Genomic DNA, 16759 nt, shown 5'->3' with positions numbered 1-16759 from the left:
GCGGCTCGCAATGACGAGACATTATCAATTCACTCCGCCGCGACGCTTTCGGCTTCGTGACGTTCCGCTTCCAGCTTGCGCAGCGCCGCCGCATAGTCGCGCGGCATCACCTTGACGAACCGCGACAGCGCCGCGTCCCAGTCCGCCAGCAGCTCGCCCGCCAGCTTGCTGCCGGTGTGGAGCTGGTGCCGTTCGACGAGGATGCGCAGCCGCTCGGCATCGTGGCGCAGCATGTCGCCCATGCCGAAATCGTTGACGCTGCGCGGGCGCTGCGACGGACGGCCCGTTCCTTCGTCAGCGTCGGGCGCCGCCGAAATCGGCAGCAGATCGACCTGCGCGTGGTTGACGAGGTCCGTGAAGCGCCCTTCCGGGTCATAGACATAGGCGACCCCGCCGCTCATGCCGGCCGCGAAGTTGCGCCCGGTCTTGCCGAGCACGACGACGACGCCGCCGGTCATGTATTCGCAGCCGTGATCCCCGGTGCCCTCGACCACCGCGATGGCCCCCGAATTGCGCACCGCGAAGCGCTCGCCCGCGACGCCGTTGAAATAGGCCTCGCCCGCAATCGCGCCGTACATGACGGTGTTGCCGACGATGATGTTCTCCTGCGCCGCGCGCGGGGCCTCGGCAGGCTGGCGCACGATGATACGGCCGCCCGAAAGGCCCTTGCCGACATAATCGTTGGCATCGCCGACCAGATCGAGCGTCACCCCGTGGGCGAGCCAAGCGCCGAAGCTCTGGCCCGCGACGCCCGTGAGGTTGATGCGGATCGTGTCGGTCGGCAGGCCCTCGTGTCCGTGCGCCTTGGCGATCTCCCCCGAGAGCATCGCGCCGACCGTCCGGTTGACGTTCCTCACCTCGTATTCGAGCTGCACCGGCTGCCTCGTGTCGATGGCCGTGCGGCAATCGGCAATGAGCCGGTTGTCGAGCGCGCCCTCGAGCCCATGATCCTGCACGCCGGTCTGGCGCAGCGATGCGCCTTCCTTCAGCGGTACCTGATGCAGGATGCGCGACAGGTCGATCCCGCGCGCCTTCCAGTGGCGTTCCATCCTGCGGGTGTCGAGCCGGTCGACCCGGCCGACCATCTCGGCCACGGTGCGGAAGCCCAGCTCGGCCATGATCTGACGCAGTTCCTCGGCGACGAAGAACATGTAGTTGACCACGTGCTCGGGCTGGCCGGTGAACCGCGCGCGCAGCACCGGGTCCTGCGTCGCGACGCCGACGGGGCAGGTGTTGAGGTGGCACTTCCTCATCATGATGCACCCGGCCGCGATCAGCGGGGCGGTGGCAAAGCCGAACTCGTCCGCGCCGAGCAGCGCGCCGATGGCGACGTCGCGCCCGGTGCGCAGGCCGCCGTCGACCTGCACCGCGATCCGCTCGCGCAGGTCGTTGAGCAGCAGGGTCTGCTGGGTCTCGGCAAGGCCGATCTCCCACGGCGAGCCCGCATGGGTCAGCGAGGTCAGCGGCGAGGCGCCGGTGCCACCGTCATAGCCGGCGATGGTCACATGGTCCGCGCGCGCCTTCGAGACGCCCGCCGCGACCGTGCCGACGCCGACTTCGGACACCAGCTTGACCGAGATGCGCGCGACCGGGTTCACGTTCTTGAGATCGTGGATCAGCTGCGCGAGGTCCTCGATCGAATAGATGTCGTGGTGCGGCGGCGGGGAGATCAGGCCCACGCCGGGGGTCGAGTGCCGCACCGCGCCGATGCGCTTGTCGACCTTATGCCCGGGCAACTGCCCGCCCTCGCCGGGCTTCGCGCCCTGCGCCATCTTGATCTGGATATCGTCGGAATTGACGAGGTATTCGGTGGTGACGCCGAACCGCCCGGAGGCGACCTGCTTGATGCGGCTGCGCATCGAATCCCCGTTCGCCAGCGGCTTGAAGCGGAACGGCTCCTCCCCGCCCTCGCCCGTGTTCGAACGCCCGCCGATGCGGTTCATCGCGATCGCCATGGTCGAGTGCGCCTCGTGGCTGATCGAGCCGAGGCTCATCGCCCCGGTCGAGAAGCGCTTCACGATCTCGCTTGCGGGTTCGACCTCGTCGAGCGGAATCGGCGTGTCGGCTTTCTTGAATTCGAGCAGCCCGCGGATCGTCAGCAGCCGTTCGGACTGCTCGTTGATCGACCTGGCGAATTCCTCGTAGTTCTTCGGGTCATTGCCGCGCACCGCGTGCTGCAACTGGGCGACGTTCTGCGGGGTCCAGGCGTGCTCCTCGCCGCGCAGGCGATACTGGTAGATGCCGCCGACATCGAGCATCCCGTCATAGAGCGGGTTGTCGCCGTAAGCCTGCGCATGGCGGCGCAGTGCCTCCTCGGCGACCTCGGCGAGGCCGATGCCCTCGATGGTGGTGGCGGTGCCGGTGAAGTACTTCTCGACGAAGGCGGAGGACAGACCCACCGCATCGAAGATCTGCGCGCCGCAATAGGACTGGTAGGTCGAGATGCCCATCTTGGACATGACTTTGCGGATGCCCTTGCCCACGCCCTTGATGAAGTTCGCCTGCACCTTGGCGGCGGGCAGATCGGGGTGGCGCTTGGCGCGCAGGGTCTCGATGGTCTCCAGCGCGAGATAGGGGTTGATCGCCTCCGCGCCGTAGCCCGCGAGGACGCAGAAATGGTGCACCTCGCGCGCCTCGCCTGTCTCGACGACGAGGCCGGTCTGCATCCTGAGGCCCTGCCGCACGAGATGGTGATGCACCGCCGCCGTCGCCAGCAGCGCAGGCATCGGCACGCGGCTTTCGCTCTGGCCGCGGTCGGACAGCACCAGGATGTTGTGATCCTGCAGCACCGCTTCGGTGGCGGCCCAGCACATTTCCTTGAGAGCCATTTCAAGGCCTTCGGCCCCGCTCTTGGCATCCCATGTGATGTCGATGGTGGCGCAGCGGAACGCGCCGTCGAGCGCCTCCTCGACCGAGCGGATCTTGGCCAGGTCCTCGTTGGTAAGGATCGGCTGGTCGACCTCGAGCCGCTTGTGCGTCCCCGCATCGCGGCCGAGCAGGTTCGGGCGCGGGCCGATCATGCTGGTGAGGCTCATCACCAGCTCCTCGCGGATCGGGTCGATCGGCGGGTTCGTCACCTGCGCGAAGTTCTGCTTGAAGTAGTCGTAGAGCAGCCGCGCGCGGTTGCTCAGAACCGCGATCGGCGTGTCGGTGCCCATCGAGCCGACCGGATCGTCGCCCTCCACCGCCATCGGTTCGAGGAAGCGCGAGACATCCTCCTGCGTGTAGCCGAAGGCCTGCTGGCGCTGGAGCAGGGTCGATTCCTCGGCCGGAATCGCGGCAAGCTCGGGCACGATGTCGGTGATGTCCGACAGCTTGTACTGCGCCTGGTGCAGCCACTCGGCATAGGGCTCGGCGTTGGCGAGATCGGCCTTGAGTTCGTCATCCTCGATGATGCGGCCCTGTTCGAGGTCGATCAGCAGCATCTTGCCCGGCTGGAGCCGCCACTTGCGGACGATGTCCTCCTCGCGGAACGGCAGGACGCCGCTTTCCGAGGCGAGGCAGACGATATCGTCCTTCGTCACGCAGAAGCGCGCCGGACGCAGGCCGTTGCGGTCGAGGGTCGCGCCGATCTGGCGCCCGTCGGTGAAGCACACCGAGGCCGGGCCGTCCCACGGCTCCATCAGCGCGGCGTGATATTCGTAGAAGGCGCGCCGGGCAGGGTCCATCAGCGCATTGCCGGCCCAGGCTTCCGGGATCAGCATCATCATCGCATGGGCGAGGCTGTATCCGCCCGCGATCAGCAGTTCGAGGGCGTTGTCGAGGCACGCGGTGTCCGATTGACCGTGCGGGATGATCGGCCACATCTTGTCGAGGTCCGGCCCGAGCAGCTCGCTTTCCATCGTGCGGCGGCGGGCATTCATCCAGTTGACGTTGCCGCGCACCGTGTTGATCTCGCCATTGTGGGCGATGAAGCGGAACGGGTGCGCGAGACGCCAGCTGGGAAAGGTGTTGGTCGAGAAACGCTGGTGGACGAGCCCCAGCGCCGAGACGCAATCGGGCGAACGCAGGTCGTCGTAGAAGCTGCCCACCTGCGTCGCCAGCAGCAGCCCCTTGTAGACCAGCGTGCGGGTCGAGAAGCTCGGGATGTAGGTCTCGGTGACCCCCGGCAGGCCGTGCTTTTCGGCAAGCTGCGCGAGCGGGTTCTGGACCTGCTTGCGGATGGTGAGCAGCTTCCTTTCGAAGGCGTCCTGATCCGGGCAGTTCGCGCCGCGCCCGATCACCGCCATCTCGATCACCGGCATCGAGGCGATCACCGCCTTGCCCAGCCCGTCCATCGTGGTCGGCACCTCGCGCCAGCCGATGAAGTTCTGGCCTTCCTTGGCGGTGAAGGCTTCCATGCGCTGCTTGACGAAGACGCGCGCGGCCTCGTCCTGCGGCAGGAAGCACATGGCGATCCCGTATTCGCCCGGCTGCGGCAGATCGTGACCCTCCCCTTCCGCCCAGCGACGAATCAGCGGATCGGGAATCTGGATCAGAATCCCCGCTCCGTCGCCCAGCAGCGGATCGGCGCCCACCGCACCGCGATGGTCTAGCTTCTCGAGGATCTCCAGCGCCTGCGCGATGATCGCGTGGCTTTTCTCTCCCTTGATATGCGCAACCATGCCGACGCCGCAGGCGTCATGTTCGTTGGCGGGGTCGTAGAGACCCTGGGAGGAAGGGTATCCCATGCATCAAGTCCGTTCTGTCAGATGCCGACAGGCGCGCACCCCGGCCATGATCGCTCATGCAGGGGAACACGCCTTGGGCAGGTCGCACGGGCCTGCCGGAGCCTTGGCTCAGGATCCGGCCGGGTCCGTTTTCGCGGCCCTCATGCCGACAGGAAGCGGGTTTGGCAATGGCTTTGCGCGAAGTTTTATTTCTCGCAGACCTATTCAGACTATCTTTTGATTGCGCACGCTGCATGGGCTGCGCCGTTCGGTTGCAGCTTTTGCGCTCTCGGCGGTCTCAGGCGGCGCCGCGGCGGGTCTGAAGCTGGGCGAGTGCGGCACGGAGCGGCGCATCGCGCTCGCCAGCCCGGCTGTCGGTGGGCACGCCCCCGCTGAGCGCGGTCAGTGCCTTCAGCGCCTCGGCCAGCGCGGCCTCGCGCGCGGCGAGATCGGCGCTGCCCAGCGCCCGGGCGGGCGGCGTGTCGCGATGTTCCTGGAGCGCGGCAGCGAAGCGTTCGACCATCTCGGCAAGGCTGAGTTCGCTCGGCGGGACGGCCCGCAGACGCGCCAGCGCCGCGGTGCCCGGCTCGGGCGGCGATGGCGGGGCGGCGGGGCGCAGTTCGGTCACCGGCGCGGCGGGCGCAAGGGGTTCGGGAGCGGGCGCGAAAGAGGGCTCGGGCTGGGGCTCGGTCAACGGTTCGGCCCCGGTTTCGGGCATACCGGGTTCCTCTACCCACACCGCGTTGCGGCCCGGGATCTGGGCGAACTCGGCAAGGTCGAGCTCGCGCGGGGCAGGCGCCGCCTCGGCTGCGGCAACGCTGTCCGCGCCTGCTTCCTCCGGCTCGACGGCGCTGTCGCGCCAGGCGGGGGTGGCGAAGGGCATGGTCTCGATCGGATCGTCGATGCTCCGCGTCCCCAGGTCACGCACGGGATCGATCGGCCGCACGCGGCGTGCCGCCGCCCCGACGATCGTGCGCGGGCTGGCGCCGCGGCGGAACCCGCCCGACTTCATCATCGCACCCGCGAACATCAACGTACCCACCAGCAGCGCGCTGAGCGCCGCGAGCACCGGCTGAACGGGGATGTCCCACAGGCCGATCATGGTTCCGCGGGTCGCTTCGGTGACCAGTTCAGACGGCAAAACCATCACCGGCAGTCCACCGAGCAGCGCGCCCCACAGGCCCAGCAGCGGGGCAAAGGCGGGATGCGCGCTCAGAGGAACCTTCGTGCGGGCCTTCTCCTTGCGGCGCTTGCCCTTTTCCTTGCGCCCCTGCTTCCCGAGCTTCATGTCTCTGTCACCCCGTGCTGGCGGCGAGCCGCGTCGCGCCGCCGCTGTCGGCTCCGGCTAGCAACAGATGGTAAACAGAGAGATAATCGCGCGCATTCAGCGCCCAGTCGTGGCGCTCTCGCACATGGGCGAGCGCGCGGTCCTTGATTGCCTCCCACGCGCCACGGGCCTCCAGAAGCCGCGCGAGCGCGGCGGCGCAGGCCGCCGGATCGTCGGGCGCGAAGAGCGTGCCGGTGATCCCGTCCGCGATCAGTTCACGGTGCCCGCCGACGCTGGAGGCGGCGACGAGGCGCCGCTGGGCCATCGCCTCGAGCGGCTTCAGCGGCGTGACGAGGTCGGTCAGGCGCTGGGCCTTTCTCGGATAGGCGAGCACGTCGACCAGCGAGTAGTAGCGTTCGACCGCGCTGTGCGGCACGCGGCCGGCGAAGATCACCGCTTCCGGCTCCGGCAAGGCGGCTGCCGCGGCGCGCCAGGCGGCGTCCATCGGCCCCGCACCGACCAGCAACAAGCGCGCATCGGGATGCGTACGGCGCAGCAACGGCATGGCGGCGATGAGGTCGTCGACGCCCTCGTAGGCGTAGAAGCTGCCGATATAACCGATCACCGGTGCTTGCGGGCCGATGCCCAGTTCCGCCGCCAGCGCCGCATCGCGCGGCGGCGGGTCGCCGAACAGGGTCAGGTCGACGCCATTGGGCATGACGCGGATGCGATCGGCAGGGATGCCGCGCGCGGCGAGATCGTCCTTCAATCCGTGGCAGATCGTGAACAGCGCATCGGCGCTGCGCGCCACGCGGGTCTCGAGCGCGCGGGTCAGGCGATACTTGAGATTGCCCTCGGTGCCCGACAGGTTGCCGACCGCGGCATCCTCCCAGAAGGCGCGGATCTCGTAGACGAAGGGCACCCCGAGCGCCCGCGCGGCCCGCTCGGCGGCGGCGCCGCACAGGGCGGGCGAATGGGCGTGGATGATGTCGGGCCGCCATTCGTCGGCCATGGCGATGATCGCCGAGGCCAGCGCCTCGATCTCGCCGAGTTCGCGCAGGGCCGGCGGGCCGGAGGGCGTGCCGGGCGTGCGGTGGAAGACCAGCCCGTCGGCTTTCTCCCGCGCGCCCGTCACCGCCGCCTCGAGATTGTGCCGCTGCCCGGTGATCCCGCGCACCTCCAGCCCGTGGCCTTCTTGCGCCTTCAGGATCGCCCGGGTGCGGAAGGTGTAGCCGCTGTGGAGCGGCAACGAGTGGTCGAGGACATGAAGAACGCGGGTCATGGCAAGGGCACCTATCGCAGGCGTGCTTAACGCCGCGTCAACTGCCCCCCTGTAAACAGGGCCATTGCCCCGCACCGGAACGGCTGGACCATGATCGATTACCTCGCGCTCGCTCTCGGACATGGCCTTCTGGCCATCGCCCTGCTGCGGCTGGTGCTGCGGGCGGACCTCGATGCCGATCCGCTGATCGGCGAGATCGCCGAGACGACGACCAGCAACCGCAAGGCCGCAAGCACCTCGGGCCGCAACGCCGCGCGCCGCGGACGGGCGGAAGCTTCGGGGAACTCCGAGCCGGACGACCCCACCCGCGCTCAAGCAGCGCAGCGGTAGCGCGACAAAAATGCTCGATCTCGTCTTCCTCGCCTTCATCGGCTACGTTCTGGTGCTCGGCCTAAAGCGCCCGTTCCTGTGGGTGCTGCTCTATGTCTATATCGACATCCTCGCGCCGCAGCGGATCGGCTATTCGCTGATCACCAGCCTGCCGGTCTCGCTGATCGCCTTTGCCGCGGCCTTCGGCGGCTGGGTCGCGCTCGACCGCAAGGAGGGTGCGCGCTTCTCGCTCAGGCAGGGGTTGCTGCTGCTGCTGCTCGCCTACTGCTTCTGGACGACCGGCAACGCCGATTTCCCGGAGGACGCGCAGACCAAGTGGGAATGGGTGTGGAAGGCGCTGCTGTTCGCGATCTTCCTGCCCTTCACCCTCACCACCCGCGCGCGGATCGAGGCGCTGGCGCTGGTGCTGGTGCTGTCGGTCGCGACCATCGTGATCGGGACGGGAATGAAGACCGTGCTGGGCGGCGGGGGCTACGAGAACCTCAAGTTCTTCGTCAACGACAACTCGGGGATCTACGAGAGCTCGACGCTGGCCACGGTCGCGATCGGGCTGATCCCGATGATCTGGTGGTTCACCCGCCACGGAACGGTGTTCCGCCCGCACTGGATGGTGACCGCCTTCGCGGCGGCGCTGACCTTCGCCTGCCTGCTCGTTCCCATCGGCACCGAGGCGCGCACGGGCCTGCTCTGCATCGCCGCGCTGGCCGGGCTGATGCTGCGCTACACCAAACGGCGCTTCCTGTTCATCGCCGGCGCGGGCCTGCTGGGCCTGGCCGCCCTGCCCTTCCTCCCCCAGTCCTATTACGAGCGCATGGCGACCCTCGGCCAGCCGAGCGGCGACGAGAGCGCCTCGACCCGCGTGGCGGTGTGGAAATGGACTCTCGACTATGTCGCCGAGAAGCCCTTCGGCGGCGGGTTCGATTCCTATCGCGGCAACCGCTTCACCTATGTTATGCCGGTCAAGCAGACCGAAGGGAACACCACCACCGTCACCTACCAGCCGGTGGTCGACGAGGGCCGCGCCTTCCATTCCTCGTTCTTCGAGATGCTCGGCGAACAGGGCTGGCCGGGGCTGTTCATCTGGCTTGCGCTCCACGCGGTCGGCCTGTGGCAGATGGAACGCATCCAGCGCCGCTGGAAGGGAGTGGAGGACGAGGCGGAACGCTGGATCGCGCCCTTTGCGGCGGCCTTGCAGATGGGGGCGCTGATCTATCTTGTGGGCGCGACCTTCCAGGGGATCGCCCACCAGCCGGTGATGCTGATGCTGGTCGGCCTCCAGACGGGCCTTGCGAGCTATTGCGCGCGGATCGATTCGGCGCGCTCGGCGCTCGCGCGCAGCGCCTCGAGGAAGGCGGCGGCCGCTGGCAAGGTGCGCGGTGCCGTAGCGGCATAGCCCGCGCCGCTTCACGGGCGTTGCGCTCCCCCCTGTGTTGGGCCATGAAGCCCCCCGCAAATGCAAGCGCGGCGGGCACGGGATCTCGCCCGCGAGACACTAAGGAGGAGCCCGATGACCCCGCAGGATTTGGCCGCCAAGGTCGGCGAAACGATCGGCACCAGCGAATGGGTGGAGATGAGCCAGGAGCGCATCAACCAGTTCGCCGAGGCGACCGGTGACCACCAGTTCATCCACGTCAACGAAGAGATGGCCAAGATGACCCCCTTCGGCGGGACCATCGCCCACGGCTTCCTGACCTTGTCGATGATCCCCTATCTCGGCGCGCAGGGCGGTGCCCCGCGGGTCGACGGGGTGAAGATGGGCGTCAACTACGGCGGCAACAAGACCCGCTTCATCGCCCCCGTGCGTGCGGGCAAGCGCATCCGCGGCCACTGGAAGCTGGTCGAGATGGTCGAGAAGCGCCCCGGCCAGTGGCAGCAGACCGCCGAGATCACCATCGAGATCGAGGGCGAGGAAAAGCCCGCCCTGATCTGCGAGTGGATCACGCAGTTCTTCGTGTGATCGCGGCCGTGCGGGCCCTTGCCCCGCGCCGCCCGGCATGACCTGTCCCCCCGCCGCGCCGGCGGGGGACACCTCTCTCAAAAGGAATATCATCATGGCACGTGACGCCGTCATCGTCTCCACCGCCCGCACGCCCATCGGGCGCGCCTACAAGGGCGCCTTCAACGCCACCCCCGGCGCCACGCTCGGCGCGCTCTCGCTGGCTCCCGCGATCGAACGCGCCGGGATCGAGGCGGGCCAGATCGACGACGTGGTGTGGGGCGCGGTCCTTACCCAGGGCACCCAGGCCGGCAACATCGGCCGCCAGGTCGCCCTGCGCGCCGGCTGCCCGGTCGGCGTTTCGGCGCAGACCATCGACCGCCAGTGCTCCTCGGGCCTGATGGCGATCGCGACCGCGGCCAAGCAGATCATCGTCGACAACATGGATATCGTCGTCGGCGGCGGCCAGGATTCGATCTCGATGGTCCAGACGCCGGAAATGCGCGTCTCGCCCGACCGCTCGCTGATCGCGATGCACAAGGACGTGTACATGCCGATGCTCGGCACCGCCGAGACCGTCGCCAAGCGTTACAACATCAGCCGCGAGGCGCAGGACGAATACGCCCTGCAGTCGCAGCAGCGCACCGCGCAGGCGCAGGCCGAGGGCCGTCTGGACGCCGAGATCGTCCCCGTCACCGTCACCATGAACGTGGTCGACAAGGAGACGAAGGAAGTCTCGCAGAAGGAAATCACGCTCTCGAAGGATGAAGGCAACCGTCCCGAGACCACCCTCGAAGGCCTCCAGAGCCTCCAGCCGGTGATGGGCCCGGGCATGAACATCACCGCGGGCAACGCCTCGCAGCTCTCGGACGGTTCCTCGGCCGCGGTGCTGATGGAAGCGAAGCTCGCCGAACAGCGCGGGCTCCAGCCGCTCGGCCGCTATGTCGGCATGGCGGTGGCGGGCACCGAGCCTGACGAGATGGGCATCGGCCCCGTCTTCGCGATTCCGAAGCTGCTCAAGCAGACCGGCCTCAAGATGGACGACATCGGCCTGTGGGAGCTGAACGAGGCCTTCGCGGTGCAGGTGCTCTACTGCCGCGACCAGCTCGGCATCCCGAATGACATCCTCAACGTCAGCGGCGGCTCGATCTCGATCGGCCACCCCTACGGCATGACCGGCGCGCGCTGCACCGGCCACGCGCTGATCGAAGGCAAGCGCCGCGGCGCCAAATATGTGGTCGTCACCATGTGTGTCGGCGGCGGCATGGGCGCGGCCGGTCTCTTCGAGGTCTTCTAAGCGGAACTTTTCATCTGCGTCGGCGCTAGCGTCTGTCCCATTCAAAGGAGACAGGCATGGCGACCGACGCGGAAATCCGTTCGAAGTTCTGGAAGGCGCTGAAAAGCGACATGACGATGTTCCTCGGCCTGGCCGAGGGCGAGGACGGCCACGCCCGTCCGATGACGGCGCAGCTCGACGACGAGCTTTACAGGGATGGCGAATACCACGGCCCGCTGTGGTTCTTCACCGCCACCGACAACAACCTCTACCAGATGATCCAGCAGGCCGAGGCCGGCGGCGGGCAGCCCCGCGCGATGGCGCATTTCGCCTCCAAGGGGCACGATGTCTGGGCGACGCTGCACGGCGGCCTTTCAACCAGCCGCGACCGCGCCACCATCGACCGGCTCTGGAACCGCTTCGTCGCGGCCTGGTACGAGGGCAAGGACGATCCGAAGATCGCCCTCATCCGCCTCGATCCCGAGGATGCCGAGATCTGGATCGACGCCTCGTCCCTGGTCGCGGGGATCAAGATGCTGATCGGCATCGATCCCAAGCAGGACTACAAGGACAAGGTCGCCGAGGTGAAGCTCTAAGCCTTGCGCCGGCCGGGACTGCCGCATCGGCAAGCAGGCCGGTAGTTCCCCCTAGCCTTCCCGACCCTGCTCTTCAGATGTGGCCGCTATCCTGAAACATGGATCGTGCCGCTCCTGACGCAAGCGACGTCAGTCGCCTGAACTGGACCATCTGATGGGAACACAACCTGACTGCACCGCCCCCCGGGCCGCCGACGCGCAGACACGCGGCGGCCGGGGCGCGCAAGGTTGCCACTGTCACGGGCTGCATCCGATCCGGCACTCAGAGGCCCCCAGGAGCATCATCCCATGACACAACAATCCCTCACCGAACGCCTGGACTATTACGGGCTCCAGACCCGTGATCCGGACTTCAAGGCCGTAGCCGCGGCAATCGAACGCTACATCGAGCCGACCCTCAACGGCTTCTACCGTGAAATCCAGACCCGCGACGAGCTTGCCGGCAAGTTCGTCGATGCCGCCTCGATGGCGCGCGCCCGCAGCGCGCAGGCAAGGCACTGGAAGGGCGCCTTCACCGAGGGGCTCGACGATGCCTTCCTCAAGCGCTCCAACCACATCGGCGGGGTTCATGCCCGCATCGGGCTGGAGCCCAAGTGGTATATCGGCAGCTACGCGCGGATCCTCAACGACCTGCTGATGCAGATGATCGCGCCGGGCTGGAGGCGCTACCTGCCGTGGAAGCGGGCGCAGGCGCGGCGCATCGCGGCGCTGGTCAAGGTCTCGCTGCTCGACATGGACATCGCGCTATCGTCCTATTTCCTCGATGTCAGCAGCAAGGTGAACTCGCTCAACGCGGTGCTCGGCGAGGCACTGGCCAAGCTGGCGAGCGGCAAGCTCGATATCGACCCGATCGACCTGCCGCCCGAATATGCCCGGGTCGCGGCCGATTTCAACGAGACCGTCGGGGCGCTGCACGAAACCATCAGCACCGTGGTGAGCGGGGTCAATGCGATCTCTGCGGGGTCGAGCGAGATCCGCACCGCGTCCGAGGATCTCGCCCAGCGCACCGAGGAACAGGCCGCCAATCTCGAGGAAGCCGCCGCCGCGGTCGCCAAGGTGTTCAGCCAGGTGCAGCAGGCCCGCGAGGACGCGAGCAACGCGCGCCGCACGATCCGCGAGAGCAACGCCACCGCCGGAGAAGGCACGCGGATCGTCGCCGAAGCCGCGGCGGCGATGACCCAGATCGAGCAATCCAGCCAGAACATCGCCAACATCGTCGGGGTGATCGAAAGCATAGCCTTCCAGACCAACCTGCTCGCGCTCAACGCCGGGGTCGAGGCCGCACGCGCCGGCGAGAGCGGGCGCGGCTTCGCGGTGGTCGCCAGCGAGGTGCGCGCGCTGGCGCTGCGCTGCTCGACCTCGGCCGAGGAGATCAAGGCGCTGGTCTACGGCACCAGCGAGCAAGTGGTCTCGGGCGTCGACCTCGTCGGCAAGAGCGGCAGCGCCTTTGCCGAGATCACCGAGGCCGTGGCAAAGCTGACCGCGGCGGTCGAGAGCATCGCGGCCTCGACCGAGGCGCAGTCGGAAAGCCTTGCCCACATCAACAAGGTTGTGAGCGACATCGACCGTTCGACCCAGCAGAACGCGGCGATGGCCGAGCAATGCACCGCCGCGGCCGCCTCGCTCGCGCAGGAAGCCGACGGGCTGTGGCGCACGGTGCGCGCTTTCGAGGTCGGCGAGCAGACCGCCGAGGGCGCACGCGGGCTCTATGCCCCGCAACCTTACGACAGAGGACGCGCGCGCGGCGGATTGTCGGTGGTGGCCCGCTAGCGCGCCGGCACGGGCGGGGCCGCCGCCCCGCCCGTCACGGGCGGGGCGGCGCGCGCCGGGTCAGCGCAGGCTGACGACGTTGTCGGTCGCCTCGCGCACGCGGGTGCCGTTGAACAGGCTCATCATCGGCTCGTCCTGCACGGTCACCGCAACAGCATTGCCGTAGCCGTTGAAGCCGGTCTTCATCGCCGCGCCATAGGCGCCGAGCATCCCGATCTCGATGTAGTCACCGGCCTGGATGTCGGCGGGCAGCGCGAAGGGGCCCTTCATGTAGTCGGCATCGTCGCAGGTCGGGCCGTAGAACGCGAAGTCCTCGTCCTCCTCGATCAGGTCGTCCTCGAGCGCGCGCACCGGGAAGCGCCACGCGACGTGGGCGGCATCGTAGAGGGCACCGTAGGCACCGTCGTTGATGTAGAGCTCCTCGCCGCGGCGCTTGTTCACCTGCACGATCATCGAGCTGTACTCGGCCGACAGCGCGCGGCCGGGTTCGCACCACAGCTCGGCGTTGTAGGCGATCGGCAGGCTCTCGAAGTGCTTGGCGATGATCGCGAAGTAATCCTCCATCGGCGGCGGCTCGAGCCCCGGATAGGCGCTCGGGAAGCCCCCGCCGACATCGATCATGTCGATCACGACCGACGCCTCGGCAATTGCCGCACGGGTGCGGTCGAGGGCCTGGACGAAGGCGAAGGGGGTCATCGCCTGGCTGCCGACATGGAAGCACACGCCCAGCCAGTCGCAATGCTGGCGGGCCTGCTGGAGCAGCTGGGGCGCTTCGATGAGGTCGCAGCCGAACTTCGACGCGAGGCTCAGCTCGGAATATTCCGAGGACACGCGCAGGCGCACGCACAGGCGGAGGTCACGGGGGGCCTCGCCGGTCGCGGGATCGGTGCAGGCGGCGATAATCTTCTCCAGCTCCTCGAAGGTGTCGAGGCTGAAGGTGCGCACGCCGTGCTCGAAATAGGCCTCGCGGATCGCCTGCGGGGTCTTCACCGGGTGCATGAAGCACAGCACCGCATCCGGCAGGATGCCGCGCACCAGCCGCACCTCGGTGATCGAGGCGACGTCGAAGTGGGTCACGCCGGCATCCCACAGGACCTTGATCAGGTCCGGCGCGGGGTTGGCCTTGACCGCATAGAGCACCTTGCCCGGAAACTTCTCGACAAAGAAACGGGCGGCGCGCCGCGCGGCGTGCGGGCGGTTGAGGATGACGGGTTCGTCCGGACGAAGGTCGCGGACTACAGCCTTTGCGTCGGGATAGATGTGCAACTCAAGGGACCCCCAAAACGGCTCTGTTGAACCATAAAACGACAAGCTGCCTTGCGGTTTGGAAGTCCCCTTGGGGCAGCGGAAGCGCGCAGATAGGGCCTGGGGGGGGAAATGCAATCGAAAAATGCACGCCGCCGGGACGAAATGTTACTTTACGAAGACACCCTTCGGAACACGACCGGAATGTGACGGAAATGCCGGGATTTTTCCCGCGTCAGAAGGCGACTTTCGGGGTCTGGTCGACCCGCCCCTGCTCGCTCGCGTCGAGCCGGTGGAAGTCCGCCTCCGCGAATCCGAGCATCCCGGCGAACAGCACCGCGGGGAAGGATTCGCGCGCGGCATTGAAGCGCGCGACCGCGGCGTTGAGCGCACGGCGGGCGGCGGCGAGCTTGTCCTCGACATCGGCGAGTTCGTGCTGGAGCGACTGGAAGTTGGCCGAGGCCTTGAGATCGGGATAGGCCTCGCCCAGCGCCAGCAGATTGTCGAGCGCGCCGCGCAGCTGCGCCTCGCTCCCGGCGGACGGTGCGCCCGAGGCCGCGGCATTGCGCGCCGCGATCACCGCCTCGAGCGTGGCGGATTCGTGCCCCGCATAGCCCTTCACGGTCTCGACGAGGTTGGGGATCAGATCGTGGCGCTGGCGCAGCTGCGCGTCGATGTCGGCGACGCCCTGCCGCACGCCCTGCCTGAGGCGCACCAGCTTGTTGTAGATGCCGATCAGCAGCAGCACCACCGCCACCGCGATCACCACGATCGCCGAGGTCCAGAACCAGCCGAAAATCTCGATCACTTCGCGTCACTCCATTGCCAGCAACCCTGAGCATACGACACATATGTTAAGAGTTAGCCGCTAGGGATTCACAAAATGACGGCGACAGTGCAGACGGATATCGACGCCCTCATGGCTGGCGGCCTCGACGACTGGCTCGCCGGACAGGGTGCGATGCGCGCCGAGGCCAGGGAGAAGGCGACGAGCCGCTGGGTGTGGAGCGCGGCAATCCTGATGCCGGTGCTCGCCTTCATATGGTTCAGCCCTGCCGCCAAGACCTCGCTCGCCCCGCTGCTGACGATGGCCGGGATCGGCGGGGCAGCATGGTGGGGCTATCTGCCGATCGCCGCGGCCAAGCAGGCGATCAAGATCGGCATCAATTCCGCCATCGCCGCCGCCTACGGCCTCGCCTACGAACACGAGGTCGAACCCGGTCCCGAATTCGCCGCGGCGCGCACCTTCGGGCTGGTCCCCGGCTTCGACCGCTCGAGCTTCGAGGACCGCTGGCACGGCACGCTCGAGGGCCATGCCTTCGAACTCTACGAATGCCATCTCGAGGAGCGGCGCGGATCGGGCAAGCACCAGCGCTGGGTCACGGTGTTTCGCGGGCCGCTGATCCGCATGGCCTTCGGCCGTCCGTTCCGCTCCACCACCCTGCTCGAACGCGCGGGCAAGCACCGCAAGTGGCTCGGGCTGGGCGGGGCGAGCGATCATGTCGCGATGGGGGGCAAGCGGCTGGAGCGGGTCGACCAGGTGCACCCGGCCTTCGGCGAGACCTTCGCGCTCTTTTCCGACGATCAGGTCGAGGCGCGGGTGCTGGTCCACCCCGCCTATGTCGAGCACCTGCTGCGCCTCGAGAGCGCCTTTGGTGCGCGCGAGCTGCGGGCGTTGTTCGCGGGCGGCGAGGTGATCGTCGCGCTCGAGGCGGACGACCTGTTCGAGAGCGGCGGGATGGATGCGGAGAAGGACCGCGAGAAGGCCGAGCGCGCCGCGCGCCAGTTCGGCGCGCTGGCGGGGCTGGCGCTGGCGATCAACCAGAACGAGCGCGGGCGGGTGCTGCGCGCCGACCCGCAACCGGCGGGGAGGCTCTAGACGCCGGGCGCGGGGCTTTCGGGCTCGCCTGCCGCGATCGGGTAGACGTCCGCGACGATCGCGAGCATCACGTTCACGTTCTCGCGAATATTGGCCATCGTCACCCCGTGGTCGAGCACGACATAGCGGGTGAAGCCCAGCGTCCTGCGCTCGAAATCGGCCCAGGTGTTGATCGCCGCCTGTTCGAGATTGGCCTTGGCGAGGCTCTCGAAGGTGGTGGTCGCGGGCAGATCGAAGCGCACCTGCATCATCACGCCCTGACAGCCGCTCACCCCGTTCACCTCGCAGGCCGTGCCGTAGAGCAGATAGGTGACGCCTTCGGCATCCTCGGCGGCGACGAAGACCTCGCCCGGCTCGCCCTCTTCCTTGACCTGATGGCCGAGCGAGCCGACCAGCGCGAGCAGATCGGCCTGGCCGACCGACTTCACCACCCGCTGCGCCGCGTAATCCTGCGCCGATAGCGGCGTTGCGAGGAAGGCCGCTGCGGCGAAAGCCCCGATGATCCTCATGCGTCTCCCCCCTCGCGCCC

The 16759-nt window shown here is 67.9% G+C and carries 13 protein-coding genes; 7 read left to right on the top strand and 6 right to left on the bottom strand.

Going from position 1 to position 16759, the window contains the following annotated elements; all coding sequences use genetic code 11:
• Nucleotides 1-29 precede the first annotated feature (29 nt).
• From gltB to CBR61_RS08940, 3 genes are all read right to left on the bottom strand, one after another.
• Complete coding sequence (gene gltB, locus CBR61_RS08950) at nt 30-4670, bottom strand: glutamate synthase large subunit (protein WP_088914049.1); 4641 nt, start codon at nt 4668-4670, stop codon at nt 30-32.
• A gap of 277 nt (nt 4671-4947) precedes the next feature.
• Nucleotides 4948-5937, bottom strand: a complete 990-nt coding sequence (locus CBR61_RS08945) for a hypothetical protein (RefSeq protein ID WP_088914048.1) — start codon at nt 5935-5937, stop codon at nt 4948-4950.
• Between the two features lie 7 nt (nt 5938-5944).
• Nucleotides 5945-7198 carry a TIGR04063 family PEP-CTERM/XrtA system glycosyltransferase gene (locus CBR61_RS08940; RefSeq protein ID WP_088914047.1) on the bottom strand — a complete coding sequence of 418 codons (1254 nt, stop codon included), beginning with the start codon at nt 7196-7198 and terminating at the stop codon, nt 5945-5947.
• Between the two features lie 90 nt (nt 7199-7288).
• Between CBR61_RS08940 and CBR61_RS08935 the strand changes: the two genes are divergently transcribed.
• From CBR61_RS08935 to CBR61_RS08910, 6 genes are all read left to right on the top strand, one after another.
• Nucleotides 7289-7528 (top strand): hypothetical protein, encoded by a 240-nt coding sequence (locus CBR61_RS08935; RefSeq protein ID WP_088914046.1) that lies wholly within the window; start codon nt 7289-7291, stop codon nt 7526-7528.
• A gap of 10 nt (nt 7529-7538) precedes the next feature.
• Entirely contained in the window at nt 7539-8921 is a 1383-nt protein-coding gene (locus CBR61_RS08930) for a DUF5935 domain-containing protein (protein ID WP_088914045.1), read from the top strand.
• A gap of 114 nt (nt 8922-9035) precedes the next feature.
• A complete protein-coding gene (locus CBR61_RS08925) occupies nt 9036-9485 on the top strand; it encodes a MaoC family dehydratase (protein ID WP_088914044.1) in 450 nt (149 codons plus the stop codon).
• Nucleotides 9486-9579: 94 nt separating this feature from the next.
• Nucleotides 9580-10761, top strand: a complete 1182-nt coding sequence (locus tag CBR61_RS08920) for an acetyl-CoA C-acyltransferase (protein ID WP_088915547.1) — start codon at nt 9580-9582, stop codon at nt 10759-10761.
• Nucleotides 10762-10817: 56 nt separating this feature from the next.
• Nucleotides 10818-11336: a pyridoxamine 5'-phosphate oxidase family protein gene (locus CBR61_RS08915; RefSeq protein ID WP_088914043.1), complete on the top strand. Its 519-nt coding sequence runs from the start codon at nt 10818-10820 to the stop codon at nt 11334-11336.
• 288 nt (nt 11337-11624) lie between these two features.
• Nucleotides 11625-13106: a globin-coupled sensor protein gene (locus tag CBR61_RS08910; protein WP_088914042.1), complete on the top strand. Its 1482-nt coding sequence runs from the start codon at nt 11625-11627 to the stop codon at nt 13104-13106.
• Between the two features lie 60 nt (nt 13107-13166).
• On the opposite strand, the gene CBR61_RS08905 is transcribed toward CBR61_RS08910, so the two are convergent.
• Both CBR61_RS08905 and CBR61_RS08900 read right to left on the bottom strand, forming a co-directional pair.
• Nucleotides 13167-14372, bottom strand: a complete 1206-nt coding sequence (locus CBR61_RS08905; protein ID WP_088914041.1) for a decarboxylase — start codon at nt 14370-14372, stop codon at nt 13167-13169.
• A 214-nt stretch (nt 14373-14586) separates the two neighbouring features.
• On the bottom strand, nt 14587-15159 hold the full coding sequence (locus tag CBR61_RS08900; protein ID WP_088914040.1) for a LemA family protein: 573 nt from the start codon (nt 15157-15159) through the stop codon (nt 14587-14589).
• 75 nt (nt 15160-15234) lie between these two features.
• On the opposite strand from CBR61_RS08900, the gene CBR61_RS08895 reads away from it, so the two are divergent.
• Nucleotides 15235-16230: a DUF3137 domain-containing protein gene (locus CBR61_RS08895; RefSeq protein ID WP_088914039.1), complete on the top strand. Its 996-nt coding sequence runs from the start codon at nt 15235-15237 to the stop codon at nt 16228-16230.
• On the opposite strand, the gene CBR61_RS08890 is transcribed toward CBR61_RS08895, so the two are convergent.
• Complete coding sequence (locus tag CBR61_RS08890) at nt 16227-16739, bottom strand: hypothetical protein (protein WP_088914038.1); 513 nt, start codon at nt 16737-16739, stop codon at nt 16227-16229. The genes CBR61_RS08895 and CBR61_RS08890 overlap by 4 nt on opposite strands.
• Nucleotides 16740-16759 lie beyond the last annotated feature (20 nt).

It is taken from the genome of Porphyrobacter sp. CACIAM 03H1, from assembly GCF_002215495.1.
Lineage (GTDB): Bacteria > Pseudomonadota > Alphaproteobacteria > Sphingomonadales > Sphingomonadaceae > Erythrobacter.
Note: the sequence above shows the minus strand (reverse complement) of the source record. Positions and strands in the feature narration are given on the sequence as shown.